Origin of the sequence: Rhizobium sp. BK008, assembly GCF_014197345.1 — a bacterium.
GTDB classification, from domain to species: domain Bacteria; phylum Pseudomonadota; class Alphaproteobacteria; order Rhizobiales; family Rhizobiaceae; genus Rhizobium; species Rhizobium anhuiense.
In genome coordinates this window covers 331,577-355,245 of the sequence record NZ_JACIFK010000007.1, presented here as the reverse complement: position 1 = coordinate 355,245, position 23,669 = coordinate 331,577, and the positions used below count along the sequence as shown (strand labels likewise).

Below are 23,669 nucleotides of genomic sequence, written 5' to 3'. Positions count from 1 at the left end.
TCTGGCAACGATTTCACAGTATGGTGCGCATTCGAACGGGGACGTGACAGAAACCGCCCGGCAGGAGCGGTCATCATTCGGGGTCAGCTGTGACAATCTATCTGCCCATCGCAGAATTGTCGGTGAACATCTTCATCATTCTCGGCATGGGGGCGGCCGTCGGATTCCTGTCTGGAATGTTCGGCGTCGGCGGCGGCTTTCTCATCACGCCGCTGCTGATCTTCTACAACATTCCCCCTGTCGTCGCGGTCGCGACCGGCGCCAACCAGGTGGTGGCGTCGTCGATCTCGGGCGCGATCACCCATTTCCGGCGCGGCACGCTCGACGTCAAGCTCGGCACGGTGCTGCTGCTGGGCGGCCTATCGGGCGCCACGGTCGGCATCTGGATCTTTTCGCTTTTGCGCCGGGTCGGCCAGCTCGATCTCATCATCTCGCTGATGTACGTCATCTTCCTCGGCACCGTCGGCGGACTGATGCTGCTTGAAAGCATCAATGCGATGCGGCGGGCAGCGCGCAACGAGCCGCCGGCGCCGCGCAAGCCCGGCCACCAGCACTGGGTGCACAAACTGCCGCTCAAGGTGCGTTTCAAGAAATCGAAGATCTATCTGAGCGTCATTCCGGTCGTCGCGCTCGGCTTTGCGATCGGCATCCTCACCTCGATCATGGGTGTCGGCGGCGGCTTCATCATGGTGCCGGCGATGATCTACCTCCTGCGCATCCCGACCAATGTCGTCGTCGGCACCTCGCTGTTCCAGATCATCTTCGTCACCGCCTATACGACGATCGTGCAGGCGGCGACGAACTTCTCCGTCGACATCGTGCTCGCCTTCATCCTGATGGTGGCGGGTGTCATCGGCGCGCAATACGGCGTGCGGGTCGGCCAGAAGCTGCGCGGCGAACAGCTGCGCGCCCTGCTCGGACTGCTGGTGCTCGCCGTCGGCCTGCGTCTGGCGGTCGCGCTGGTGGTGACGCCGGCCGACGTCTATTCGGTGGTCATGGGAGCGGGCAACTGATGCGCCTGCTGGCTTTCATCATCGCACTGTTTTGCCTGCTGCCGGCGACTGCCGGAGCGCAATGGCTGCCGGGCCAGGCGACGGAAGCGGTGCGTGAAGGGTTGGAAATCGGCACCTCGACCAGCGAAATCGCCATCACTTCGGATTTCCACGGCGCCGACCTGACAATCTTCGGAGCGCTCTCGAACACCGACCAGCTGCTGCTCGCCATCGGCCAATATGACGTGGTCGTGGTGCTGGAAGGCCCGCGCGAGGATGCGACGGTGCGCAGGAAGGAACGGGTCTTCGGCATCTGGGTGAATACACGCTCGATGACCTTCGAGGCGGTGCCGCATTCCTATTCGATGTCGAGCTCGCGCATGACCGACGATCTGACGACGCCGCTCGAGCTGACCGATCAGGGGATCGGCATCGATCATATTCCGCTCACGCCGGTCGGTTTCGTCGGCGACGGCAGCAATCTCGGCGAATTCCGCGACGCCTTCCGGCGGCTGCAGCAGGGCGGCGGCCTCTATGACCGGAACACCAGCGGCGTGCGGTTCGTTTCCTCCAACCTCTTCAAGGCGAGCCTGCGCCTGCCGGCCAACATTCCGAACGGGGTGCACACGGTGCGCGCCTATCTGTTCAAGAGCGGCCTTTTCGTGACCGACAAATCGCTGCCGCTAAGGGTGATCAAGACCGGTATCGAACAGACGATCACAGATGCGGCGCACAATCAGCCGATCCTTTACGGCTGCGCGGCCGTGGCTCTCGCCGTCATCACCGGCTGGGGCGCCAGCCTGATCTTCCGTAAGGACTGATCCGCCGCAGGGCGTTCAAGATTTCTCCCCGAAAACAGGCTCGGCAAAGCGCCGAGCACGACGGCCTGCGGGCAGCAGCAGCCTGCCCGGATATTCCATTCCAAAAACCGCTTGCATTTCGCTATCAGTCATCTTAATTTTCAACCAGTTGTCAAACGCAACTGGTTTTGAGCAATCCAGAAGGAGGATGGAAATGAGAAAGCTTGTTGTCTGGAACCTGATGACGCTCGACGGTTATTTCGAAGGCACGAAGCCTTGGGATATCGACTTCCACAATCTCGCCTGGGGACCTGAGCTGCAGCGCTATGCCGAACAGTTTGGCAGGGAGGGCGATCTGCTGGTCTTTGGCCGCAAGACCTATGAGGGCATGGCTTCCTACTGGCCGACCGCCGAGGGCGAAGGTGAGATCAAAGCCTATATGAACGGTATCGCCAAAATCGCCGTATCGCGGACGATGACCGAGCCCGGCTGGAACAATGCCCGCATCGTCAGCGACCCAATCCCGGAATTGACGAAGCTGAAGCAGGAGGACGGCAAGACGATCTTCATCTTCGGCAGCGCCGAGCTTGCCGACAACCTGCTGAAAGCCGGCCTCATCGATGAAATCAGGGTCTGCGTCGTGCCTGTTATCCTCGGCAGCGGCAACCCGCTTTTCAAATCTGCGGAAAGCCAGGTGCCGCTGAAGCTGATCGAATCCTCGACGACGGAAGGCGGCGCGGTGATCCTGCGCTACGAGCCCGTCAAGGCGTAGCGGGCGCCTCTCCTTAGGCCTCCCGGCGATCAGGCCAGCATCCCCCTGGCCGCCCGGGAAAGCATCCGGGAAACTTCGTATTCGACTAAAAACCGGTCTTTAACATTTACGAGTTAGTAATCTCTCGGAAACGAGAGGTTTTGTTATGCGTACTCGTATCGTTCTGACAGCCGTCGGGCTGGCGCTGCTTGCCGGCTGCGCGACGGCGCCCAAACAGACGCGGAACATCTGCGCCGTCTTCGACGAGCGCGACGGGCTCTTCACCAGCTGGCAGCGTGCCGCCGAGCGGACGGAGAAGAAATACGGCGTGCCGGTGCCGATCCTGATGGCGACGATGTATACCGAATCCGGCTTCCAACCCTATGCGCGGCCGCCGCGCACCAAGCTGTTCGGCTTCATTCCCTGGACCCGGCCGTCGACGGCCTACGGTTATTCGCAGGCGTTGGACGGGACCTGGGATCACTATCAGTCGCAGACGGGGAACTGGGCCGCGCGCCGGACAAACTTTTCCGACGCGATCGATTTCATCGGCTGGTATCACTACCAGAACAGCGTGGAGACCGGCATTCCGCTGAACGATGCCTATAATCTCTATCTCGCCTATTATTCCGGTCCGACCGGATATAAGCGCGGCGACTGGCGCTCGAACGGGCAATTACAGCAGACGGCGCAGAGGTTCGCGCGGATGGCGGGGACGTATCAGCAGCAGCTGCGGGAGTGTGATTGATTTAAGGGTGTGCAGAGGGGTACGCGGCACATCGGGTCGTAGCGCTATCCCCGCAAATTCCCATACCGCACCGAGTAGATCCGGTCCCTGCCGAGCAGATGGGCGATCAGCGATCCCCTGTCGAAAAGACCGTGCATCGCCTGATGGCCGAGGTCGAGGCCGCCGCTCATGACGCCGAAGGCCGGCATGAGGAGGCGGGCGCCGTCGGTGGCAAAGCAGGGGCGGCGGACGGATTTGTCGCGGCGGCGGACCGTGGCCGACGGGTGCAGGTGGCCCGATATTTCGCCCTTCTGCAAGCCGTTCCTCGGCTCGTGGCGGAAGGTCAGGCCGGCATAATGCATCTCGTCGGTGGAAGCGCCCGGCAGATCGACGATACCGTCCGGATCATGGTTGCCGTTGATCCAGATCCATTCGCGGCCGCGCGCCATTTCGACGATCAGCGCCCGGAAATTCTCCGGCAGATGCTTTGAGCCGATACGGTCGTGGAAATTATCGCCGAGCGAGACGACGAGCTTCGGATCGTAACGCGAGATGACGGCGGCAAGGACGGTCAGCGTCGCCAGCGTATCATAAGGCGGCAGCATCATGCCGCGGCGGGCAAAGGCCGCACCTTTTTCCAGATGCAGGTCGGAGACGACGAGCAGGCCGGCATCCGGCAGATAGAGAGCACCGAGCGGATCGCAGACGGCGGCAATGCCATGGACCGACGTCTCGACGCCCGGCACCGTGGCCAATCCCGATATGTCGCGCGCCAGCGCCAGGCGGTTCATCACTTCTGTTATTCCCAAATACCGTCGTCAGGCCCAAGCCTCGTCAAGCAAGCGCTTCGGCGATCAGATCGTCCGCCGCTTCGGCGAGCAGCACATCATGGGCCTCGCCCGGCACCGCCTCGCGTCCGATTTCCAGCATCACCGGCACGGCGAGCGGGGAAATATGGTCGAGGGCGCGGTGGGTGATGTGGCCCCTGATTCGCCTCAGCATATCGCCAAGACGGCCAATATCCAAAAGTCCCGTCGCCGCATCCTGCCGCGTCGCCTGCAAGAGGATGTGATCCGGCTCGTGGCTGCGCAGCACGTCATAGATCAGATCGGCGGAGACGGTGATCTGGCGGCCGCTCTTTTCCTTGCCCGGGTGGCGACGCTCGATCAAGCCCGCAATCACGGCGCAATTGCGGAAAGTGCGTTTCAGCAGGAAGGATTCGTCGAGCCAGGCTTCGAGATCGTCGCCGAGCATATCCTCGTCGAAGAGGTCGGAGAGGCTGAGCCGGCCATTGCCGATCATCAGTCCCATATCCTCGAGCCCCCAGATGGCCAGCGAATAATCGGTGGCGACGAAGCCGAGCGGCTTGGCGCCGGCCCGCTCCAGCCGGCGGGTGAGCAGCATGCCGAGCGTCTGGTGGGCGAGACGGCCTTCGAAGGGATAGGCGACCATGTAGCCGCGGCTGCCGCGCGGGAAGGTTTCGATCAGGAACTCGTCGCGCTTCGGCAGCATCGACTTGTCGTTCTGTAAGGACAGCCAGTCGCGCACCTGATCCGGCAGGCGCTGCCATCGGTCGGGATCGGCGATCATCGCCCGCACCTGCTCGGCGAGATAGGTCGACAGCGGAAACTTGCCGCCATTGTAGGAGGGGATCTTCGGATCGAGCGAAAAGGCCTGCGACGCCAGGCACTCGTTTTCACGGATGCCCTCGAATCGCAGCACCTTGCCGGAGAAGACGAACGTATCGCCCGGCGACATCTGCTCGAGGAAATATTCCTCGACCTTGCCCAGCGTGGCGCCGCCACGGCCGATCCTGCCGCCCTCGCCGCGCTTGACCATGCGGATATTCAGCATCGGGCTTTCGACGATGGTGCCGAGGTTGAGGCGGTATTGCTGGGCGACCGCAGGATTGGAGACGCGCCAGCGGCCCTCCTTGGTCTTGCGGATGCGGGCATAACGCTCGTAGGTCCGGAGCGCATAACCGCCGGTCGCGACGAAATCGACGATGCGCTCGAAGGTCTCCCAGCTGAGATCGGCATAGGGCGAGGCGCTGGTGACCTCGTCGTAGAGTTCCAGCATGTCGAAGGGTTCGGCGCAGGCCATGCCGAGCACGTGCTGGGCGAGCACGTCGAGCGCGCCGCGGCCGACGGGCGGGGTGTCCTGGGCGCCGATATAATTGGCGTCGAGGGCAGCCTGGCACTCCATGACCTCGAACCGGTTGGCCGGCACCAGGATCGCCTTCGAGGGCTCGTCCATACGGTGATTGGCGCGGCCGATGCGCTGGGCAAGACGCGAGGCGCCCTTCGGTGCGCCGACATGGATGACCAGATCGACATCGCCCCAGTCAATGCCGAGATCGAGGGTGGAGGTGGCAACGACGGCGCGCAGCCGGTTTTCGGCCATCGCCGCCTCGACCTTGCGGCGCTGGCCGACATCGAGCGAACCGTGATGGAGCGCGATCGGCAGGTTGTCGTCGTTGATCGTCCAGAGCGCCTGAAACAGCATTTCGGCCTGGCTGCGGGTGTTGACGAAAAGCAGCGTCGTCTTGTGTTCGAGGAGCTTGTTGTAGACGTCGGGAATGGCATACCGGGCGGAATGGCCGGCCCAGGGAATGCGCTCCTCGGTCGACAGGATCGCGATATCGGGCTTGGCGCCGCCTTCGACGACGACGAGGCCGGCATGATGCTCCCTGCCCTCCTCCTGGCCGACCAGCCATTTCTGCAGGTCCATGGGCTCGGCGACGGTGGCCGAGAGGCCGATGGTCTTCAGGTCGGGGGCAAGGCGGCGGAGACGAGCCAGGCCGAGCGAGAGCATATGGCCGCGCTTGGAGGTAACGAGCGAATGCAACTCGTCGAGGACGATATATTTCAGGTCCTTGAAGAAGCGTTCGGCCTCGCGGTTGGCCAGCAGCAGGGCGACCTGTTCCGGCGTGGTCAGCAGAATATCCGGCGGGTTGAGTTTCTGGCGCTGGCGCTTGGCGTTCGGCGTGTCGCCGGTGCGGTTTTCTATCGTGACCGGCAGGCCCATCTCCGCGACCGGCTTCATCAGGTTGCGCTCGATATCGATGGCGAGCGCCTTCAGCGGCGAGACATAGAGCGTGTGGATGCCGGTGAAGGCGGAGCCGGGCGGGATCTTGCCGCGGCGGGTGAGATCGGTGAGCGAGGGCAGAAAACCGGCGAGCGTCTTGCCGGCGCCGGTCGGCGCAATCAGCAGCGTGCTTTCACCGGCCTCGGCGCGCGCGAGCAATTCCAGCTGATGGGCGCGCGGCCGCCAGCCCTTTTCCGCAAACCAGCGGGTAAAGGCGGCAGGCAGCAGGGCACGGGCTTCGGAATCGATCTGGTCCACGCCTGGAAACTAGTGAAATGCCTGGGAAAAAGAAGAGCCGCAGGCCTTCACATGGCGATATAGCGGTCCTTGCGGTGGTTGATGGCAATCGTGAGGTTGAGAACGATCGCACCAAGCACGGAGCAGGCGATGATGAAGGGGGTGGCGACGAAGAAGGAAAGCGCCAGGATGATGCCGTCGAAGCCGAGCTGGACGAAGCCGGCGCGCCAGCCGAAGCGATCCTGGAGATAGAGAGCGAGAATGCCGATGCCGCCGAGGCTGGCGCGGTGGCGGAAGAGCGCCAGCATGCCGGCGCCGATGACGAGGCCGCCGAACAGCGCGCCGGCTATCGGATCGACATGGGCAATGGTGATGAAGCCCGAGACGAATTCGGACAGGACCGAGGTCAGCGCGATGGCGGCAAAGGTCTTGATGGTGAAGGCGAGACCCAAACGGCGGAAGGCAAGATAATAGAAGGGCAGGTTCACGACAAAGAAGCAGAGCCCGAAGCTGAAGCCGGTCGCATAATGGGCGAGGAAGGCCATGCCCGCCGTGCCGCCCGCAAGCAGCCCGGCGCCGGAGAGAAGCGTTACGCCGAGCACGGCAAGCATGCTGCCGGCGACGATGCCCTGGGCGTCGTCGAAGAGCGAATGACGATCGGCGCTGGAATTCAGAAGGCCTGCGAAAGCGTTGGATGCCATGTTGTTCCCCTGTCGGCTTTTCCGTCTTCTATCCGGGGTCAGGATAAAGGCAAGTGGCAAGCAGCAAGCGCGCCTCTTGACATCCGATATAATCGTGGATATTTTTTATCCACGAATTGAGGAGACATCCTGCATGAAGATGAGCGACGGGGTCGAGCAGGCCATTCACAGCGTGGCGATGCTTTCCGGACTCTCCGAAGGCGGCGTGCTTTCGGCGGCTGCGTTGGCGGAATTCCACGGCGTCTCGACGAGTTATCTGTTGAAGCATCTGCAGGCGCTGTCGGGCGCTGGCATCCTCGATACCGTGCCGGGGCCGAAAGGCGGATACAGGCTGGCAAAGGCGGCAAGCGAGATTTCGCTGCTCGACATCCTGCTTGCCGTCGAAGGACCGGCGCCGGCCTTCCGCTGCGCCGAAATCCGCCAGCGCGGACCGAACCCGGTCTCCGATCGGTTCTTTGCCCAACCCTGCACCATCAGTGCGGCGATGCTCAGAGCCGAACGGGTCTATCGGGCCGAACTTGCCAAGACCAGCATTGCCGATCTCGGCATCGAACTGAATGCCCTCGACGACGGATCGATCGCAGCCAGAGGCTGCGCTTTCCTCGAAATCCATGAACGCAAGACGGCTCGCTGAGCCACTCACACAGGAGAAAGACCATGCAACCACGTTTCAACTTCGCCAAAGCCGCTCCCGATGCCTACAAGGCGGTCGCCGCACTCGAGCAATATGTCCAGTCCTCCGGGCTGCAGCGCCGCTTCATCCACCTGATCAAGCTGCGCGCCTCGCAGATCAACGGCTGCGCCTATTGCGTCGACATGCATGTGAAGGAAGCCCGCCATGACGGGCTCTCCGAACAATGGATCAATCTGATGTGCGTCTGGCGGGAATCGCCGGTCTATGACGCCCGTGAACGGGCGCTGCTCGGCTGGGTGGATTCCGTGACCAACATCGCCAAAACAGGCGCCCCGGATGCCGACTACGAGACGCTGAAGGCGCATTTCTCCGAGAAGGAGATGACTGAGATTACGGTGGCGATCGGCGCGATCAACATCTGGAACCGGCTTGCCGTCGGCTTCCGCTCGCAGCATCCGATTGATGCGGCAACGAAGGCTGCCTGAGATATTTGCTGGAGGGGAAACATCCTCTGGCAACCGACCCGAAAACTCGGGTCGGTCGAATATCGGGTCACTCGTGATCCCGGGTGGCCCGTACGGCAACGGCGTCAAACCGATTGTCCGAGAGGTCGATGCTGTTGAACAGGTCTCGGACGACTTTCGCAATTTCCTCTGCGGAAGTGCCCTTGGCGTATTCTTCCTGCATACGGCGTCTCACAAGCTTTTCCAAATCTGACATAGTTCACCTCATCAAATCCGGCGCGGGAGGAGTGTCGCGCCGGGGCCGATCTGAGGCAAGTTACGATTTGTTTAGAATGGCTTACCGTTTTGTAAGGTTACAGCGCGATGTAGCGATCGGCGCGGTGATTGATGGCGACGAAGAGGTTGAGGACGACGGCGCCGAGCACCGAATAGAAGACGACCGGCGGGGTGGTGACGAAGAAGGCGGCGGCGAGCACGCACATGTCGATGGCGAGCTGGACGAGGCCGGCGCGGATGCCGAAACGCTCCTGCAGATAGATGCCGAGAATGCCGACGCCGCCGAGACTGGCGCGGTGGCGATAAAGCGCCAGCAGGCCGAAGCCGAGCAGCAGGCCGCCGAGCAGGGCGGCCCAGGCCGGATGAATGCTCGAAATCGAAAAGAAGCGCGACTGCACATCGGCAATCACCGAGGTCAGGCCGATGGCGACGAAGGTCTTGACGGTGAAGGCCATGCCGAGGCGCTTCCACGAGAGATAGAAGAACGGCAGGTTGAGCAGGAAGAAGGCGAGGCCGAAATTGACGTCGAAGGCATAGTGCAGAAGGAAGGCCACACCGGCGGTGCTGCCGGTGAGAAGGCCGGCGCTGGCAAGCACGTAGAGGCCGAGCGCGGCAACCAGGCTGCCGGAGAATATGCCCTGCACATCCTCGATCGGGGTGTGGCGCGTCGCGCTCGTGTTCCAGACGCCAAGAGCATTGATGAGCTGTGTCATGTCGCCAATCTCCACGGAAGACGATGTTAAAAAACGCGCTGGGGAGACCCGGGCGCGACGGAATTTTGCATAATGAAAGAAGCCGGAGCGCCTCGGCGATAATTGCCGGGCATCTCTGATGATGCAGCGCAGTATCGGGTTTTTCGGTCTTTTGATCAAGCAGAATAGGTAAGCAATGCTGACCTATTAAAAAATCGCAAGAAATGTTCGCTCACGCTGGTTTGCGCGTAAGGAACAGAATGCCGGATAGCGGTTTTCCGCCATCTTTGCGAATGACCGACTTGACGGTCGCAAGGATTTGCAAGCCGTGACGGGCAAGAAGCGCCCTGACATAGCTTTCCGAATGGGCGTAACGCAGCGACGGAGCGAGATGGAAGCCCTCGCCGTCTCCCGCATCCTCGACGGAAAAGGCGATATCGGCGCCTGATGCCGCGAGTTCTCCGATGATGGCAAAGACGCTTTCGAGATTGCCGAGATACATCAGCACATCGGCCGCCGTCACCAGATCGGCGCGATGGCGGGCGGCATCGGCAAAGAGACCGGAGAGATCGGGTGCGAGCGAGAGGTCGGCCTGGGCGAGACTGTCATACACCTGTTTCTCGGCCGCCTTCACCAGCATGTTCTGCGAGAGGTCGAAGCCTTCCAGGCGGTCGACACGGCCACGGATCTCCGGGCCGAGCAGGCCGGTGCCGCAGCCGAGATCGACGGCGCGTTCGTAACGCCTGCCGGTGGAGGCGATCAGCGCTGCGAGCTTCTGCGGGACGCTGTAGTCGAGTTTTTCAACAAGGGCTGATTCGAAACGATCGGCATAGTCGTCGAAAAGGCGCTCGACATAGCGGCTTGGCGGCCGGTCGGGCGTGGCTACGTCGCCGAGAAGGGCGAGCTTCAGGGTTGCGCCGAAAATATCGTCGGGATCGAAGGCAAGCGTCCTGCGGTAGGCCTCGATCGCGGCATCCGCCCTGCCCGCCTTTTCCAGATAGGTGGCGAGGCGATACCAGCCGGCGGCCCAGGCCGGCACGAGTTCGAGCGCCTGTTCCATCAGTTCGGCCGCCGCGTCCGGCTCACCGCCTTCTTCGAGCATCCTGGCATAGTCGGCGCGGCGGTCGGCGATGACATCGCCGGAGGAAAGCTGGTGGTGCATCAACGGACCTATTGGTTGGCCCGCATTTGGCGGCGGCCACAAAAAAACTCAAGTCCTATTTCAGAGGCGAAGCGGCCAATTCCGGAAAGGGCTTGCGGGCTGAAGGCCGCGACCTTATTCCAAGGGCAAACAGGAGATGGCTTATGTCCGATCAGGCGAACAGGTTCCTCGGCGATTCAATCGGCCGCACAGTGATAAAGCTTATCGTGGTGTCGCTGATCGTCGGTTTCGTCATGACCGTCTTCGGCCTGACGCCGTGGAGCATCATCGACGGCGTGCGCGACTTCATCCTGGAAATCTGGCACCGGGGCTTTTCGGCACTCGGGCGCGTCGGCGACTATCTGATCCTCGGCGCGACGATCGTCATCCCGCTCTTCGTCATCCTTCGTCTTTTCAGCTACCGCCGGTAACATGACATCCATCGATCTTTCCCGGCGCGGGCTGCTGCGCCTTTCCGGACTTGCGCTCGCCGCCGGCATCGCCGGCTGCACCACGACCCCGCGGATCGCCGGGACGCCGTCCGACGGCGAGGACGAGACGGCGCGGGTGCTGCCGCTCGTCAACCAGCTCAGGGCCAAAAACGGCCTGCCGCCGCTGGCCGTCGACCCGGCAGCGAGTACGGCTGCTCTCTTCCAGGCGAAGCGCATGGCGAGCGCCGGCAAGATGGCGCACCTCATGGGCATGACCGACAGTTTTGGCGCACGTGTGAAAGCCAGTGGTGTCCGGCTGCCGGCGGCAGAGAATATCGCCTCCGGCCAGCAGAGCGTCGATGCCGTGGTGACGGCCTGGATCAACTCGCCGCATCATCTGGAAAACATGCTTGGGCGTTATGACGGCCTCGGTGTCGCCGTCGCCCATAATCCCTCTTCCCGGAACCTGCCCTATTGGGCCATGGTGCTTTCCAGCTGAGGCGATTCCGCCTGCAGCAATTCAGAATGTTACAGCGTCCCTAGCGCCTCTCACCAGGACGCGCGGCGCTGTCGCGGCGAGGCAGGCATGGATAGCAGGATCGACGACAACAGGCTCGCTTTCGACGTGACCCACCGGCTGGTGCTGTCGATCGCCCTTCCGATGACGCTCGGCTTCATGACGACGCCGCTGCTCGGGCTGACCAACACCGCCGTGGTCGGCCGCATGGGCAATGCGGAGGCGCTGGCGGGGCTGGCGATCGGCGCGATGCTCTTCGATCTGATCCTCGGCAGCTTCAACTTCCTGCGCGCTTCGACCACAGGGCTGACGGCGCAGGCCTATGGCCGCCGGGATCAGCACGAGCAGCAGGCGGTTTTCTCCAGGGCGATGATCTCGGCGCTCGGCTGCGGGCTGGCGCTGCTCTGTCTTTCGCCACTGCTGATGGCGGCGGGCTTGACGCTGATGGGCGCGGAGGGGGCGATCGCCGAAGCGACCAGCACCTATTTCTCCATCCGCATGCTGGCGGCACCGGCGGCTCTGGCGAATTACGCCATCCTCGGCTTCGTGCTCGGACGCGGACAGGGCAATATCGGACTGCTGCTGCAGGCGATCATCAACGGCATCAACATCCTGCTTTCCATCTATCTCGGCCTGACCCTCGATTGGGGCGTGGCGGGGGTCGCCTGGGGAACGATGGCGGGCGAAACCGTCGGCGCGCTTGCCGGGCTTGTCATCGTGCTGCGCGGCTTCAACAAGGCAGAGCGGCCGGCATGGGCGGAGATCGTTTCGCGGCATCGGCTGGCCGAGCTTTTCGCGCTCAACCGCGACATCCTGATCCGCACCTTCGTGTTGATCGGCGCCTTCACCATCATGACGCGGATCGGCACCAGCTTCGGCGCGGTGACGCTTGCCGCCAACGCCGTGGTGATGAATTTCTTCCTGCTGTCAGGCTACTATCTCGACGGGCTTGCCAATGCCGCCGAACAGATTATCGGCCGGGCGATCGGCGCGCGTTACCGGCCGGCCTTCGACCGCGGGCTGAGGCTGACGATCTTGTGGTCCTTCGGGCTGGCGGCGATCGGCTCCGCCTTCTTCTTCCTCGCCGGACCCTGGCTGATCTCGGTGCTGACGACTTCACCCGAGGTCCGGCAGGCGGCCGAAACCTATCTGCCCTGGGCGGCGGTGACGGGGCTGACCGGCGCGCTCGCCTTCCTGATGGACGGGGTCTTCATCGGCGCGACATGGTCGGCCGAGATGCGCAACCGGATGCTGATGTCCTTTGCCGGCTATCTGCTGATGCTGGCGGTCTTCGTGCCGCTCTTCGGCAATCATGGCCTGTGGCTGGCGATGAACGCCTTCCTGCTCTTCCGCGGCGTCTTCCTGGCGATGCTGGTCAAGCGGCGCGCCGATCAGACCTTCCGCGCCGCCCAATAATCCAGCCTGGTATCGCGCAGGTCGCGAATCGAGCCGGCCTTTTCGCGGTCCAGGAGTTTCGACAGGCCGCGGACGATATCGCCGGCGAGGCCCGGGCCTTCATAGACCATGCAGGAATAGAGCTGGACGAGATCGGCGCCGGCCCTGATCTTTTCCAGCGCGGTTTCGGCCGAGGAGACGCCGCCGACGCCGATGATCGGCAGATCAGGGCCGACGCGCTTGCGCATCCTGGCGAGCACCGCCGTCGACTTTTCGAACAGCGGCACGCCGGAAAGGCCGCCCGCCTCCTTCGCCTGGCGCTGATCCTTGAGCCCGTCGCGCGACAGCGTGGTGTTGGAGACGATCAGACCATCCAGCGCATGCGAGAGTGCTTCGGCGGCGATATCGTCCATGCCTTCCTCGGTCAGATCGGGGGCGATCTTCAGAAAGACCGGGATCTTCCGGCCTGTTGTCGCCGCCATCTCGTCGCGTGCCGCAAGCACGGATGACAGCAGCACCGCCAGGCTTTCGCGCCCCTGCAGGTCGCGCAGGCCGGGCGTGTTCGGCGAGGAGATGTTGGCGGTGAAATAGCGGGCGACGGAATAGAAGCGGCGGATGCCGGCGACATAATCGGCGACGCGATCCTCGCTGTCCTTGTTGGCGCCGATATTGACGCCGATCATGCCACCGCCCGTTAGCGCGGCGAGGCGCCCGAAGGCGGCATCATGGCCTTCATTGTTGAAACCGAGACGGTTGATGACGCCTTCATCCTCCACCAGGCGGAAGATGCGCGGCCGCGGATTGCCGGATTGCTGCTTCGGCGTCACCGTACCGATCTCGGTAAAGCCGAAGCCGAGCTTCAGCAGCGCCTCCGGCACCTCGGCATTCTTGTCGTAACCCGCGGCCATTCCGAGCGGGTTGTCGAAGGTAAGGCCGGCGACGGTCTGGCGCAGGCGCGGATCGGGCTTGAGCTGGCAGGCGGGCACGAGGCCGGATTTCAGCGCGGCGATCGACATGCCGTGTGCCGTTTCCGGATCGAACAGGAAGAGACCCTTTCGGGCGAGACGCTTGAAAGGATCGATCATGGCCTAAGCTCCGGGAAAATATGGGCGCCGGCTTCGTCGAGCGGCAGCGGCGCCTCCCAGAGCACGGCCGCCAGCGGCAGATCGGCGAAGAGATGCGGGAAGAGATCGCCGCCGCGCGAAGGCTCGAAGACCAGCTTGTCACCGAAGCCGCTGCCATCGACCGCAATCAACAGCAGGCCGGACTGGCCGGCGAAATGCAGGGCGGCGGTCTGCTTCACCTGGGCTGCCGTCGAGAAATGGATGAAGCCATCCGTGAGATCGATGCCGGCGCCATGAAAAGTGCCGGTTTGTCTGGCTTGCTGCCAGAGCGTGTCCGTCACGATCTTGTAAAGGGTCGGTGTCAGGGTCATCATGGCCTCGCGACTGCTGGTCCTTGGTCACGAGGCTTTGCCGGAAAGAGGCGGCGATGTCCACGCCCCGGCGCGAAAAACGGGACCGCTGGAACAGAATTAGAGCATGATGTCGTCCGAAAACCGCGCACACTTTTCGGCATCATGCTCCAGTAGCAAAATCCGGAGGATGAGACGATGAAGGCTTTGGTTCTGACACTTGGCGTTTTTCTCCTGCCGTTGGCGGCCTCGGCGGCTGAAACCGATGCCGGCCGCTTCCAGCTGGAGAAGAGTGGCGATCATTTTGTCCGGCTCGATCGGCAGACCGGCGCCATGTCGATTTGCCAGGACAAGGACGGCGCCCTCGTCTGCCGGATGGCGGCCGACGAGCGGGCGGCCTATGAGGACGAACTCGACCGGCTGGCAAAGCGGGTGACGGCGCTCGAACAGGGCAATGTCGCCCAGCGCGCGCTGCCGAGCGACGCCGAGGTCGAGCGTTCGATCAGCATCATGGAGCGGATGATGAAGAGTTTCATGGGGATGGTGAAGGAGTTCCAGGCTGAGGAAAACACCAATCCCCTTCCGCAGAAGACCTGATCTGATATAGTCATATACCAGCAAGCCAGCATGCAACGCGGAGGGACGGCGTCGCATGCGGGCATGATCGGGCTCTTGGGAGGGAGTTTTCGATGCAGGAACAGACCATCATCATTGCCGACGATCATCCGCTTTTCCGCGACGCACTGCGCCAGGCGGTGATCGGCATGGAAGGCCGGCAGGCGATCGTCGAGGCCGGCGATTTCGCGGCCGCACGCCGGGCCGCCGGCGCCCATGCGGATGCCGACCTGATGCTGCTCGACCTCGCCATGCCCGGCGTCAGCGGCTTTTCCGGGCTGATGGCATTGCGCTCGGAATTCGCCAGCCTGCCGATCGTCATCGTCTCGGCCACCGACGATGCGACGACGATCCGCCGGGCGCTGGAGCTCGGGGCTTCCGGCTTCATTTCGAAATCCTCCGGCATCGACGATATCCGCCGCAGCATCCAGACGGTGCTTGCCGGCGACATCGCCACGCCGGAAAGCTACCGTGACGGGCAGGAGCAGGATCCCGATGTCGCCGACCTGATCCACCGCCTGCATACGCTGACGCCGCAGCAGAGCCGGGTGCTGACCATGCTCGGCGAAGGGCTGCTGAACAAGCAGATCGCCTATGAACTCGGCGTCTCCGAGGCGACGATCAAGGCGCATGTCTCGGCGATCCTGCTGAAACTCGATGTCGACAGCCGGACGCAGGCCGTGATTCAGCTCGGCAAGATCAATATGGCGATGGTTGCCTGAACGTGGCACGCCTGATGTGACAGGATTTTATTCCTCCTGATCTTTACTCGGGCCGGCCGGTCGGTTAACATTCCGCCCGGTTGAAGCGCGCCGCTGAATCAGCCGCGCAGGGATCGGGCGCATATGCTGTCACACGACCAGATTTGGGAAGCGATCGACAGGCTTGCCGAACGGCGCGAGCTGACGCCATCCGGTCTTGCGCGCCGCGCCGGGCTCGACCCGACCTCGTTCAACAAGTCGAAACGGCTTTCCGCCGACGGGCGCTTGCGCTGGCCTTCGACGGAATCGATCGCCAAGGTGCTCGACGCGACAGGGGCGAGCATGGAGGAGTTTCTTGCCTTCATGCGACCGGACGGCGGGCCGAGACATCCGGCCGGACAGTCTGACGGCGCGTTTCCGCAGCAAGGCAGCTCCATTCCACTGCTCGGCTTCGCGCAGGCCGGCGCCGGCGGCTTCTTCGACGACGGCGGTTTTCCGGCCGGCCAGGGCTGGGACGTGGTGGAATTTCCGGCAGCCCCGGCACAGAAGGCGGGCGTCTATGCGCTGGAGGTGCAGGGCGAGAGCATGATGCCCCTTTACCGCGACGGCGACGTGCTGATCGTCGAGCCGGGCGCCCAGGTGCGCCGCAACGACCGCGTCGTCGTGCGCACAAACGAGGGCGAGGTGATGGCCAAGGTGCTGCTGCGGCAGAGCCCGCGGTCGATCGAACTGATGTCACTCAATCCCGAACATCCCAACCGCACCCTCGAGCTTTCCGACGTCGATTGGATCGCCCGCATCATCTGGGCCAGCCAATAGGAAGATATTCCATGCGCCCTGCCGCCATCTTCACAGGTCTCACAGGGATGGTGGTGGTGGCCGGCCTGCTGATGGCGGGCGAAGCAAGACTCCGCGGCGGCGCAGTCGGGGAAGAGACGACGTCCGCAGAGGAAACGGCAACCGCGGCGGAGGCTGCCCCCGCAGCCGGCAAAGCCGCTGCGATTTCGGACGATCAAGCCGAAATGATCGCCCGGTCAGCGGAACCGGCGGTTCCGCCCGCTCCGGATCCAGGCGGCGATGTCGCACCCAAACCCGCCAATATAGCGCAAAAAGCGGAGACGACGGCCGGGCAGGCGGCCGGCCCGGCCGCGAAAAAACCGATGGAGCTGGCGCGGCCGATGGTCGAAAATGCCGGCATGCTTTCCTTTGGCGAGCGGAAACTTCAGCTTACCGGCATCGTGCCGACGCCGGCCGACAGAATATGCGGGCCGGCGGGCCGGCAATGGCCCTGCGGCATGATGGCGAAGACGGCGCTGCGTCAGCTGCTGCGCAACCGCAGCGTCACTTGCGATCTCGAGACAGCGGAATGGAAGGAAACGGTGACGGCCGCCTGCCGGCTCGGCACCCAGGATCTCGGCTCATGGCTTGCCGAAAATGGCTGGGCGGAAGCGGCGGCGGGGTCGCCGCTTGCGGGGATCGCCGAGACGGCCAAGCAGGCGGGAAAAGGCGTCTATGGCGCCGATCCGCGCCGCAAATGACCGGCCGCCATGACAAGCGCGAACAGCCGCGGATATGGCCGATCTCTTGTAATGACGGCAACCAATTCCTAATCTGGGCAGATCGAAAAAGGAATCAGAGATGAACAAGCCGCTTTCCGCCCATGATGCGCTGATCTACGTGATGGTGATGGCATCCGCCGTCGACAGCACGATGAACGACAGGGAGATGACAAGGATCGGCCAGTTGATCGGGTTCCTGCCGGTTTTCAGGGATTTCGACGACGACAAGCTGATTTCGGTGGCGCGCGACTGCGCCGCGCTGCTGGCCGGGCCGGAAGGCCTCGACGTCGTGCTCGAAACCGTGCGCGACACCCTGCCGGTAAAGCTTTACGACACGGCCTATGCGCTGGCCGTCGAAGTGGCCTCCGCCGACCTTTCGGTCAAGGCGGAAGAATTGCGGCTGCTCAGCCTGCTGCGCGACCGGCTCGGTCTCGACAAGCTCACCTGCGCGGCGATCGAGCGCAGCGCGATTGCGCGCTTCCGCAAGGGCTGAGCGCGCGCAGTTCGGACCGCGGCGTCAATAGAGCCCGTAGGGGAAATACCGCAGATAGATTTCCTGAAGACGGCCGTTGCGCGACAGCGTGGCGAGCGCGTGGTCGATGGCCGCCGTCAGCACGCCATCCTTCTGCCGCAGCATGATCGTCATGCCCTCGCCGAGGAAATGTTCGGAGAGATAGGGACCGTCGAAAAGCGCGCAGCATTTGGCCGAAGCCGGCGAAGAGACCCAGAAGGAAAGCTGCAGCGCATCGGCGAAAGCGGCATCGACCTTGCGGTCCTTGAGTGCCGCCAGCAGGGCGTCCTTGGTGTCGAAGGCTTGCGCCTTGATCGCCGGGAAGAAGGCGGCCAGCATCGCCTCATGCACCGTCCCCCGGACGACACCGACCGGATGGCTGGAAAGGGCGGCAGCCGTCTTGCCGTCGAGCGGCACGGCGAGATTGCGCACGAAGCGCGCCGGCAGCATCAGATAGGGTCGGGAGAAGACGAATTGCCGGCGCAGCTCCGGCGTCACGGCAAGGCCGGCAATGACGGCATCGCCCTGCGAGGCGGCAAGCGCATCCTTGAGGTCGGCGAAGGGGATCGCCTGGATCTGGCACTTGTCCGAGATCTCCAGCTCGCTGCAGATTTCGCGGGCGAGGTCGACATTGAAGCCGGACAGCTTGCCGTTCTGATCGGTGAAATTGAAGGGCGGGAAATCGACCGACGTCAGGAAGCGCAGGCGCACCAGCGAGGAGAGATCGGGTCTCGCAAGACGTTCGCGCGCATCGAAAAGCAGCGGCAGCGAGGGCGACGCCTGCTGGGCGGATGCGGCAAGGCTCGAAAAGAGCGCTGGCAAGAACAGGCCGAACGCGAAGAAAACCTTCAGAGTCAGGGATGCCAGCTTGGATTGCGTCATCGTGATCTTGATCTCGGGGCTCAGTGGGAAGCGTTGCGGCGAGATGTATCAGAGTCATGCGTGGCGGGGAATATGTGTGGGAGTGGGGGAGCAGAATGACAGTCGCGTCGGCACACCCGCCTCGCCCTTCGAGGCCGGCGGAGCACCTCAGAATGAGGCCCTGTTGCATGCCGGTTCCGAGGCTTGATCCTGGGTGCCATGGCGCGCAGCTCTTGCCCCTAAAAATTGCGGGCATCCGCGCCGCCGTGTTAGCGCGGAATTAAAGAATATCGCCTTTTATTTGTTGCGACGACATCGGACCCCGCCAGCCGATCGCATGATGCACGCGTCAGTCCAAACCTATCCTTGAACCGCAATATTGAAGCAGTCCTTTCTGCAGCAATTGATTTCAAAAGCACCGGGCGCGCGACACGCCCCGTCAATCGGGTGACATTTCCATGCTGAAGCATCTGAAAATCCGCACAAAAATCATCTCGGTCGTGGCGCTGCTCGGGCTGATCACGATGGCCGGGCTGATCTACGTCATCTCCGAGTTCCGCCGTGCGGACGCCGCCTACAGCGCCTTCATCGATCATGAAGCGCAGGCCTCGATGCTGAGCGCGCGCGCCAGCGCATCGGCGGTGGCCTCGGTGCTGCAGGTAACCCTGATTGCGGACATGAAGCCCGATACGCCGGCATTCCAGACGGCGCTCGCCACGCCGAGCAAGCTGCCGCAGGCGCGTGACCGGATGAAGCAGGCGCTGGCGCTGGTGCCCAGCCGCAAAGCGGCGATCGATGAGATCCAAGCCGGCATCGACGAAATCGAAATCCTGGCAAACAAGATCATCGAACAGAGCAAGGCCAAGGACAGCGCTGGCGCGCTTTCGAATGTTGCCCTGATCAATGCCAAGCTCGATGCCCTGACGCCGAAAATGATCGCCAACAATGATGCGATGATGGCGATGCTCAATGATGGCGGCGATGCGCTCTCGGCTTCCGTCAACGGGCGGATCGTCCTCTGCCTCGTGCTCATCGGCATCGCCGTTCTCATTGCCGTCGGCGTCAGCGTGGTCGTCGCCCAGATGGGCATCGCCGGCCCGATGACGCAGCTGCGCCAGCGCATGACGCGGCTTGCCGAAGGCGATACGACAAGCGAAGTCAGCGGCCTCGACCGCCGCGACGAAGTCGGCCAGATGGCGAAGGCCGTCTCGATCTTCCGCGACAACGCGATCGAACGGGCGGAGATCGAGGCGCGCGCCGAAACCGACCGTAATGTCAGCGATAGCGAGCGGCGCGAACGCGAGGCGCAGAAGGCCCGCGAAGCATCCGAACTCGAACGCGCCGTTGCCGCACTCGGCGACGGCCTGCGCCGTCTTGCCGCTGGCGATCTCGCCTCGCATATCGACGAGCCCTTCGTCGCGCATCTCGATGCGCTGCGTGAGGATTTCAACAATTCGGTCGAGAAGCTCAACGAAACCATGCATACGGTTGGCGCCAATGCCCGGGCGATCAGCGCCGGCGCCAACGAGATCCGCTCGTCCGCCGACGAGCTTTCCCACCGGACGGAACAGCAGTCGGCCTCGGTCGAAGAGACGGCAGCGGCGCTCGAAGAGATCACCACGACGGTGCGCGACGCCGCCAAGCGTGCCGAGGAGGCGAGCCAGCTCGTCGCCCGCACCCGCCTCGGCGCCGAGAAATCCGGCGAGGTCGTCCGCAAGGCCGTTTCCGCCATGCAGCAGATCGAGAAATCCTCGGGTGAAATCTCCAACATCATCGGCGTCATCGATGACATCGCCTTCCAGACCAACCTGCTGGCCCTGAACGCGGGCGTCGAAGCGGCGCGCGCCGGCGAAGCAGGCAAGGGCTTTGCCGTCGTCGCCCAGGAAGTGCGCGAACTCGCCCAGCGCTCGGCAAATGCCGCCAAGGAGATCAAGGGGCTGATCACTAATTCCGGCACACATGTGCAGACCGGCGTCTCGCTGGTCGGCGAGACCGGCAAGGCGCTCGATGCGATCGTTGCCGAAGTGCAGGAAATCAACCAGCATGTCCACGCGATCGCCGAAGCCTCCCGCGAACAATCGATCGGGCTGCAGGAGATCAACACCGCCGTCAACACCATGGATCAGGGCACCCAGCAGAATGCGGCGATGGTCGAGGAATCCACCGCCGCCAGCCACAGCCTCGCCACCGAAGCGGCGGCGCTGAACAACCTGCTCGGCCAGTTCAGGCTGACCGGCACAGGCGGCTTCACCGCCAGCGCGCCGATCCCGGCCGCAGCACCGCGCGTGGCCCCGCGCCCGGCAGTCAGGGCAGCCCCGATCCGCGTCGCCAAAGAAGGCACGGCCCGTCCGGCCGCCTCGCCGGCCCGCGCGCTCGGCCAGAAAATCGCCAACGCCTTCGGCGCCGGCAGCAGCACACCATCGTCAAGCCCAGATGCCGACTGGACGGAATTCTGAGCCGGCCAAAACAGGCATTGGCAAGGGCGGCTGCGGCCGCCCTTTCCTTTTAGGTATCGTCTAAGCCGGCCGCCAGCCGATCTCGACGAGGATGTTTCCGGGCGCCGTGCAGTAAAACAGCCAGCCGCCGCGCATGGCGGCCGGCGGGCCGGACAGATCAGCACCGGCAGCCGCAAGCCCGGTATGGACCGCATCGACAGCCGCCCTCTCGGGCAGAATGAAGCCGATGTGATAGGTCTGGCGCCCCATTTCCACCTGATCGGCGGTGCCGAATTTTGCGATTGCGTGGCTGAGGACGATTTCGAGGCCGGTATCGTCTTCCAGGATCGCCAGGCCGTTCTGACCGCGCATATCCTTAAGCTTCAGACCGAAATGGCGGATGAAGAAATCCGCCGTGGCAGCGACATCGGGAACGTGGAAATCGAGATGGTTCAAGCGCATGACAGTCTCCGTTCGAAAAAAATCCCGGGACTGCCTTTTTGCCGTCTCCGCACGCCGCCGGGATCCCGCATCTTGATGCGGATCACGTCGCGGGTTCTCGTGCCATGGCACGGAGCAGAGCTTCCCCAGAGCGTTTAACGCGCCAACGGAAGGGACCGGGCTTACCTCAACCGATCCTGCCTTTTTCGACGATGCCGATCTAGCAGACAGCACCGGTTTCAGCAATGGATGGGTCGGCGCGTCTGGAGGAACGGGATTCTCACCCTATTATCCATAGGTGGACGTCGCGTCCGGCCGCTCGATCACGACGTCCCCCGGGGTGCTTCCCAAAGGATTGAAGAGCGGCATGGGCATTCGTGTCGGGAACTCTCTCCGGCAAGGGGTAGAGTGACACTATTCACGGCATTGGGAGGGATGGACATGAAACCTGCAATCATCGGCCTTGTTGGCACGCTCGTTCTGGCGGGATGCAACACGGTCAGCTACAGCGGACCGGGCCTCGAACCCATCCCCGGAAGCATCACCTATAGCGGCCAGCCGCGCACCAAACTCACCAAATCGCCGGTTGGTTCCGCCTTTCCGCATGATTTCATCGACCAGTACGGCCGGCAGGTGGAGGAAACCTACATCATCCAGCCCGACCGGAGCCTGATCATCGCGCACCGGCAATATAAGCCGATCCGCTTTTTCGGGGATTAGGCTTGGTCGGCGTGGTCTAGATACATCGCCCAGACGGTTTAGAGGCCATGGGTCTGGATCAAGTCCGGGGTGTCTTCGGCAAGCGCGCCGACCGCCGCTTGACGGACTTCGAGTCTGGATTTCAGTCCGAGCCGGATCAACCCGTCAGGGCCAGCCAATCACCGATCGTTTTTCCGTAACGCCGCGTGGAGCGGATGGCCGGAGCCGGCCGCTGTTGGGTTGCCACCGTCCTTCGGATTTCACGCGGGCTCAGCTTGAATTCGTGGATGAAGGCGCGCGTAAAATTGGCGGCGACCTCGAAACCGGCGGCTTCCGCGATTTCTGAAATCGGCCTGTGGTCGGCCGGATTGCTGAGATCCGCATAGGCCTGCAGCAATCGCCGCTTGCGAATATAATTGAGCACGCCTCCGTTCGCCTCAAACAGCTGGTAAAGCCGCGTACGCGATATCCCCAGCGCGCGGCACATCATGTCCGGTGTCAAGTTTTCCGAATGGAGATTGACGTGAATGTAGCGGTGCGCCCGCTCCATCAGTCCCATGTTGGCCTGGTTTTGACCGGTATCAGTCCTTGTGGACGATGCGGCGCCCGCAACGACCATATCGCCGATAGTTTGGATGATCCGGGGCACTTCCTCTATCGTCAGATTGCCGAGGTTCGTTTCGAGGCCCGTGAGATAGCCCGTGAGCAACTCGGCGTGGCTGCCCGAAAAAACCGTGTTGCCGGCGCTCTGGAGAAGGCCCGCATCGCGAGCCAGCAACTCATACGGCAGGAACACGAGCAAAGCTTCGGTATCGGTCATCCGTCCGCGATAGGGGCTGCCGAGAGACATGAAAAAAATCTCGCCAGCACCGGTCTCGGTGACACGACGGTTGACCTCGGTCCAGGCTTGGCCGCTGCGCTGCAGGCCGACGTTCCAATGGTCGATGGGGCTCGATCGAAGCATGGCCTGATCGCGGATATATCTGTGGGCATGCGCACGCTGCTGGACGACGAGGATATCGCCGAGATGCCAGCCGATCTGCTCCGCGAGGAACCCGTCTTCCGGTGATTTTCCCTCCGGCAGATGAACATCCACGAGCGGCGCCATATGTGCCCGCCAGGCCTCGAATTGTTCTGCCGGCGGCAGGTCCTGCGTCGAGAATCGCAGCGGCACGAGTGCAGGGGAGGCATGGAGTGGGCGTTCCTTGCGCATGGCCGGTTCACGCGGCCAGCGCCGCCGCTCCATATGCGCCGGCCGTTCCTGTTCGGCGGCAGCATCATCGTCGGTTTCAGACCCTGTAGCCATCCAATTCCTCCAGCGCATAACCCGACCCGAGCCATGGAAACTGAGAAAAGCAATTGTTTTTGCGGCTGAAATCTCCGCAGAACTACGTCTGAAAAAGCGGAAGCGCTCGAAAAGTATCCTCCATAAGTTGTTTACCATATTCCTTTTCGCTCTGAAATGTACGGAGCGATAATTTCCAGGACGCGAGGATAACGACAATTGCCTCCCTTAGCTGTATCTAAATAAACATCGGTTCTCTCCAGAAGAAAAACCGGATGAATAAAATATTCGCATGATCGAACG

27 protein-coding genes are annotated in these 23,669 nt (G+C 62.9%); 16 read left to right on the top strand and 11 right to left on the bottom strand.

Translation table 11 applies throughout. The features are described 5' to 3' along the window. Nucleotides 1-89 precede the first annotated feature (89 nt). The 4 genes from FHT69_RS25885 (at nucleotide 90) to FHT69_RS25870 (ending at nucleotide 3,291) form a co-directional block, all read left to right on the top strand. Nucleotides 90-1,013 carry a sulfite exporter TauE/SafE family protein gene (locus FHT69_RS25885; RefSeq protein WP_047617014.1) on the top strand — a complete coding sequence of 308 codons (924 nt, stop codon included), beginning with the start codon at nucleotides 90-92 and terminating at the stop codon, nucleotides 1,011-1,013. After that, complete coding sequence (locus tag FHT69_RS25880; RefSeq protein WP_047617015.1) at nucleotides 1,013-1,813, top strand: TIGR02186 family protein; 801 nt, start codon at nucleotides 1,013-1,015, stop codon at nucleotides 1,811-1,813. Before FHT69_RS25885 ends, FHT69_RS25880 begins: the two co-directional genes overlap by 1 nt. Before the next feature lie 193 nt (nucleotides 1,814-2,006). Further along, nucleotides 2,007-2,564 carry a dihydrofolate reductase family protein gene (locus FHT69_RS25875; RefSeq protein WP_183906147.1) on the top strand — a complete coding sequence of 186 codons (558 nt, stop codon included), beginning with the start codon at nucleotides 2,007-2,009 and terminating at the stop codon, nucleotides 2,562-2,564. Nucleotides 2,565-2,709: 145 nt separating this feature from the next. Continuing rightward, nucleotides 2,710-3,291 carry a transglycosylase SLT domain-containing protein gene (locus FHT69_RS25870; protein WP_025570306.1) on the top strand — a complete coding sequence of 194 codons (582 nt, stop codon included), beginning with the start codon at nucleotides 2,710-2,712 and terminating at the stop codon, nucleotides 3,289-3,291. Nucleotides 3,292-3,335: 44 nt separating this feature from the next. Here FHT69_RS25870 and pdeM read toward each other — a convergent pair whose 3' ends face one another. From pdeM to FHT69_RS25855, 3 genes are read right to left on the bottom strand one after another with little or no spacing between them, the layout of a single operon-like run. After that, nucleotides 3,336-4,061: a ligase-associated DNA damage response endonuclease PdeM gene (gene pdeM / locus FHT69_RS25865; protein ID WP_029875848.1), complete on the bottom strand. Its 726-nt coding sequence runs from the start codon at nucleotides 4,059-4,061 to the stop codon at nucleotides 3,336-3,338. Nucleotides 4,062-4,104: 43 nt separating this feature from the next. Further along, on the bottom strand, nucleotides 4,105-6,615 hold the full coding sequence (locus FHT69_RS25860) for a ligase-associated DNA damage response DEXH box helicase (RefSeq protein WP_097544959.1): 2,511 nt from the start codon (nucleotides 6,613-6,615) through the stop codon (nucleotides 4,105-4,107). Nucleotides 6,616-6,662: 47 nt separating this feature from the next. Then, nucleotides 6,663-7,295 (bottom strand): YitT family protein, encoded by a 633-nt coding sequence (locus tag FHT69_RS25855; protein WP_025570301.1) that lies wholly within the window; start codon nucleotides 7,293-7,295, stop codon nucleotides 6,663-6,665. Between the two features lie 133 nt (nucleotides 7,296-7,428). Between FHT69_RS25855 and FHT69_RS25850 the strand changes: the two genes are divergently transcribed. Both FHT69_RS25850 and FHT69_RS25845 read left to right on the top strand, forming a co-directional pair. Beyond that, nucleotides 7,429-7,929, top strand: coding sequence for an RrF2 family transcriptional regulator (locus tag FHT69_RS25850; protein WP_025570300.1), 501 nt, complete (start codon nucleotides 7,429-7,431; stop codon nucleotides 7,927-7,929). A 23-nt stretch (nucleotides 7,930-7,952) separates the two neighbouring features. Continuing rightward, complete coding sequence (locus FHT69_RS25845) at nucleotides 7,953-8,414, top strand: carboxymuconolactone decarboxylase family protein (protein WP_025570298.1); 462 nt, start codon at nucleotides 7,953-7,955, stop codon at nucleotides 8,412-8,414. Nucleotides 8,415-8,481: 67 nt separating this feature from the next. Here FHT69_RS25845 and FHT69_RS25840 read toward each other — a convergent pair whose 3' ends face one another. The 3 genes from FHT69_RS25840 to FHT69_RS25830 form a co-directional block, all read right to left on the bottom strand. Next, nucleotides 8,482-8,649, bottom strand: a complete 168-nt coding sequence (locus FHT69_RS25840; protein WP_155295742.1) for a hypothetical protein — start codon at nucleotides 8,647-8,649, stop codon at nucleotides 8,482-8,484. A 97-nt stretch (nucleotides 8,650-8,746) separates the two neighbouring features. Then, the gene (locus tag FHT69_RS25835) at nucleotides 8,747-9,382 is read right to left on the bottom strand and encodes a YitT family protein (RefSeq protein WP_183906146.1); all 636 of its coding nucleotides are present in this window, start codon (nucleotides 9,380-9,382) and stop codon (nucleotides 8,747-8,749) included. Between the two features lie 211 nt (nucleotides 9,383-9,593). After that, complete coding sequence (locus tag FHT69_RS25830) at nucleotides 9,594-10,526, bottom strand: class I SAM-dependent DNA methyltransferase (RefSeq protein WP_183903771.1); 933 nt, start codon at nucleotides 10,524-10,526, stop codon at nucleotides 9,594-9,596. Between the two features lie 140 nt (nucleotides 10,527-10,666). Between FHT69_RS25830 and FHT69_RS25825 the strand changes: the two genes are divergently transcribed. The 3 genes from FHT69_RS25825 to FHT69_RS25815 all read left to right on the top strand — a co-directional run bounded on the left by FHT69_RS25825 (nucleotide 10,667) and on the right by FHT69_RS25815 (nucleotide 12,866). Beyond that, the gene (locus tag FHT69_RS25825) at nucleotides 10,667-10,933 is read left to right on the top strand and encodes a DUF6460 domain-containing protein (protein ID WP_183906145.1); all 267 of its coding nucleotides are present in this window, start codon (nucleotides 10,667-10,669) and stop codon (nucleotides 10,931-10,933) included. A gap of 1 nt (nucleotide 10,934) precedes the next feature. Then, entirely contained in the window at nucleotides 10,935-11,432 is a 498-nt protein-coding gene (locus FHT69_RS25820; protein ID WP_047617023.1) for a CAP domain-containing protein, read from the top strand. Nucleotides 11,433-11,519: 87 nt separating this feature from the next. Beyond that, nucleotides 11,520-12,866: an MATE family efflux transporter gene (locus tag FHT69_RS25815; protein WP_025570289.1), complete on the top strand. Its 1,347-nt coding sequence runs from the start codon at nucleotides 11,520-11,522 to the stop codon at nucleotides 12,864-12,866. On the opposite strand, the gene FHT69_RS25810 is transcribed toward FHT69_RS25815, so the two are convergent. Next, nucleotides 12,842-13,930 (bottom strand): quinone-dependent dihydroorotate dehydrogenase, encoded by a 1,089-nt coding sequence (locus tag FHT69_RS25810; protein WP_183906144.1) that lies wholly within the window; start codon nucleotides 13,928-13,930, stop codon nucleotides 12,842-12,844. The genes FHT69_RS25815 and FHT69_RS25810 overlap by 25 nt on opposite strands. Beyond that, nucleotides 13,927-14,280, bottom strand: coding sequence for a DUF952 domain-containing protein (locus tag FHT69_RS25805; RefSeq protein WP_183906143.1), 354 nt, complete (start codon nucleotides 14,278-14,280; stop codon nucleotides 13,927-13,929). Before FHT69_RS25805 ends, FHT69_RS25810 begins: the two co-directional genes overlap by 4 nt. 177 nt (nucleotides 14,281-14,457) lie before the next feature. Between FHT69_RS25805 and FHT69_RS25800 the strand changes: the two genes are divergently transcribed. The 5 genes from FHT69_RS25800 (at nucleotide 14,458) to FHT69_RS25780 (ending at nucleotide 17,627) form a co-directional block, all read left to right on the top strand. Further along, a complete protein-coding gene (locus tag FHT69_RS25800; protein ID WP_097544955.1) occupies nucleotides 14,458-14,856 on the top strand; it encodes a hypothetical protein in 399 nt (132 codons plus the stop codon). Nucleotides 14,857-14,948: 92 nt separating this feature from the next. Then, a complete protein-coding gene (locus tag FHT69_RS25795; protein WP_097544954.1) occupies nucleotides 14,949-15,596 on the top strand; it encodes a response regulator in 648 nt (215 codons plus the stop codon). Nucleotides 15,597-15,719: 123 nt separating this feature from the next. Next, the gene (locus FHT69_RS25790; RefSeq protein ID WP_183903769.1) at nucleotides 15,720-16,394 is read left to right on the top strand and encodes a helix-turn-helix transcriptional regulator; all 675 of its coding nucleotides are present in this window, start codon (nucleotides 15,720-15,722) and stop codon (nucleotides 16,392-16,394) included. An 11-nt stretch (nucleotides 16,395-16,405) separates the two neighbouring features. Then, nucleotides 16,406-17,113 carry a thermonuclease family protein gene (locus FHT69_RS25785; protein WP_183903768.1) on the top strand — a complete coding sequence of 236 codons (708 nt, stop codon included), beginning with the start codon at nucleotides 16,406-16,408 and terminating at the stop codon, nucleotides 17,111-17,113. Nucleotides 17,114-17,213: 100 nt separating this feature from the next. Continuing rightward, nucleotides 17,214-17,627 (top strand): tellurite resistance TerB family protein, encoded by a 414-nt coding sequence (locus tag FHT69_RS25780; protein WP_025570278.1) that lies wholly within the window; start codon nucleotides 17,214-17,216, stop codon nucleotides 17,625-17,627. Between the two features lie 24 nt (nucleotides 17,628-17,651). Here the strand turns inward: FHT69_RS25780 and FHT69_RS25775 are convergent, their stop codons facing one another. Next, complete coding sequence (locus FHT69_RS25775) at nucleotides 17,652-18,527, bottom strand: transporter substrate-binding domain-containing protein (RefSeq protein WP_047617030.1); 876 nt, start codon at nucleotides 18,525-18,527, stop codon at nucleotides 17,652-17,654. A gap of 437 nt (nucleotides 18,528-18,964) precedes the next feature. Between FHT69_RS25775 and FHT69_RS25770 the strand changes: the two genes are divergently transcribed. Further along, nucleotides 18,965-20,962: a methyl-accepting chemotaxis protein gene (locus FHT69_RS25770; protein ID WP_047617034.1), complete on the top strand. Its 1,998-nt coding sequence runs from the start codon at nucleotides 18,965-18,967 to the stop codon at nucleotides 20,960-20,962. Between the two features lie 60 nt (nucleotides 20,963-21,022). Here FHT69_RS25770 and FHT69_RS25765 read toward each other — a convergent pair whose 3' ends face one another. After that, the gene (locus FHT69_RS25765; RefSeq protein ID WP_183906142.1) at nucleotides 21,023-21,403 is read right to left on the bottom strand and encodes a VOC family protein; all 381 of its coding nucleotides are present in this window, start codon (nucleotides 21,401-21,403) and stop codon (nucleotides 21,023-21,025) included. 420 nt (nucleotides 21,404-21,823) lie between these two features. Between FHT69_RS25765 and FHT69_RS25760 the strand changes: the two genes are divergently transcribed. Next, nucleotides 21,824-22,102 carry a hypothetical protein gene (locus FHT69_RS25760; protein WP_003556229.1) on the top strand — a complete coding sequence of 93 codons (279 nt, stop codon included), beginning with the start codon at nucleotides 21,824-21,826 and terminating at the stop codon, nucleotides 22,100-22,102. A 136-nt stretch (nucleotides 22,103-22,238) separates the two neighbouring features. On the opposite strand, the gene FHT69_RS25755 is transcribed toward FHT69_RS25760, so the two are convergent. After that, a complete protein-coding gene (locus tag FHT69_RS25755; protein WP_183903791.1) occupies nucleotides 22,239-23,387 on the bottom strand; it encodes a helix-turn-helix domain-containing protein in 1,149 nt (382 codons plus the stop codon). Nucleotides 23,388-23,669 lie beyond the last annotated feature (282 nt).

What these genes read in the sequence shown, in the direction of transcription:
- FHT69_RS25880 (WP_047617015.1), top strand. Translation starts at nt 1,013, where the DNA reads ATGCGCCTGCTGGCTTTCATCATCGCACTGTTTTGCCTGCTGCCGGCG.
- FHT69_RS25875 (WP_183906147.1), top strand. Translation starts at nt 2,007, where the DNA reads ATGAGAAAGCTTGTTGTCTGGAACCTGATGACGCTCGACGGTTATTTC.
- FHT69_RS25870 (WP_025570306.1), top strand. Translation starts at nt 2,710, where the DNA reads ATGCGTACTCGTATCGTTCTGACAGCCGTCGGGCTGGCGCTGCTTGCC.
- pdeM (WP_029875848.1), bottom strand. Translation starts at nt 4,061, where the DNA reads ATGAACCGCCTGGCGCTGGCGCGCGACATATCGGGATTGGCCACGGTG.
- FHT69_RS25855 (WP_025570301.1), bottom strand. Translation starts at nt 7,295, where the DNA reads ATGGCATCCAACGCTTTCGCAGGCCTTCTGAATTCCAGCGCCGATCGT.
- FHT69_RS25850 (WP_025570300.1), top strand. Translation starts at nt 7,429, where the DNA reads ATGAAGATGAGCGACGGGGTCGAGCAGGCCATTCACAGCGTGGCGATG.
- FHT69_RS25845 (WP_025570298.1), top strand. Translation starts at nt 7,953, where the DNA reads ATGCAACCACGTTTCAACTTCGCCAAAGCCGCTCCCGATGCCTACAAG.
- FHT69_RS25840 (WP_155295742.1), bottom strand. Translation starts at nt 8,649, where the DNA reads ATGTCAGATTTGGAAAAGCTTGTGAGACGCCGTATGCAGGAAGAATAC.
- FHT69_RS25835 (WP_183906146.1), bottom strand. Translation starts at nt 9,382, where the DNA reads ATGACACAGCTCATCAATGCTCTTGGCGTCTGGAACACGAGCGCGACG.
- FHT69_RS25825 (WP_183906145.1), top strand. Translation starts at nt 10,667, where the DNA reads ATGTCCGATCAGGCGAACAGGTTCCTCGGCGATTCAATCGGCCGCACA.
- FHT69_RS25820 (WP_047617023.1), top strand. Translation starts at nt 10,935, where the DNA reads ATGACATCCATCGATCTTTCCCGGCGCGGGCTGCTGCGCCTTTCCGGA.
- FHT69_RS25815 (WP_025570289.1), top strand. Translation starts at nt 11,520, where the DNA reads ATGGATAGCAGGATCGACGACAACAGGCTCGCTTTCGACGTGACCCAC.
- FHT69_RS25810 (WP_183906144.1), bottom strand. Translation starts at nt 13,930, where the DNA reads ATGATCGATCCTTTCAAGCGTCTCGCCCGAAAGGGTCTCTTCCTGTTC.
- FHT69_RS25805 (WP_183906143.1), bottom strand. Translation starts at nt 14,280, where the DNA reads ATGACCCTGACACCGACCCTTTACAAGATCGTGACGGACACGCTCTGG.
- FHT69_RS25800 (WP_097544955.1), top strand. Translation starts at nt 14,458, where the DNA reads ATGAAGGCTTTGGTTCTGACACTTGGCGTTTTTCTCCTGCCGTTGGCG.
- FHT69_RS25795 (WP_097544954.1), top strand. Translation starts at nt 14,949, where the DNA reads ATGCAGGAACAGACCATCATCATTGCCGACGATCATCCGCTTTTCCGC.
- FHT69_RS25790 (WP_183903769.1), top strand. Translation starts at nt 15,720, where the DNA reads ATGCTGTCACACGACCAGATTTGGGAAGCGATCGACAGGCTTGCCGAA.
- FHT69_RS25785 (WP_183903768.1), top strand. Translation starts at nt 16,406, where the DNA reads ATGCGCCCTGCCGCCATCTTCACAGGTCTCACAGGGATGGTGGTGGTG.
- FHT69_RS25780 (WP_025570278.1), top strand. Translation starts at nt 17,214, where the DNA reads ATGAACAAGCCGCTTTCCGCCCATGATGCGCTGATCTACGTGATGGTG.
- FHT69_RS25775 (WP_047617030.1), bottom strand. Translation starts at nt 18,527, where the DNA reads ATGACGCAATCCAAGCTGGCATCCCTGACTCTGAAGGTTTTCTTCGCG.
- FHT69_RS25770 (WP_047617034.1), top strand. Translation starts at nt 18,965, where the DNA reads ATGCTGAAGCATCTGAAAATCCGCACAAAAATCATCTCGGTCGTGGCG.
- FHT69_RS25765 (WP_183906142.1), bottom strand. Translation starts at nt 21,403, where the DNA reads ATGCGCTTGAACCATCTCGATTTCCACGTTCCCGATGTCGCTGCCACG.
- FHT69_RS25760 (WP_003556229.1), top strand. Translation starts at nt 21,824, where the DNA reads ATGAAACCTGCAATCATCGGCCTTGTTGGCACGCTCGTTCTGGCGGGA.
- FHT69_RS25755 (WP_183903791.1), bottom strand. Translation starts at nt 23,387, where the DNA reads ATGGCTACAGGGTCTGAAACCGACGATGATGCTGCCGCCGAACAGGAA.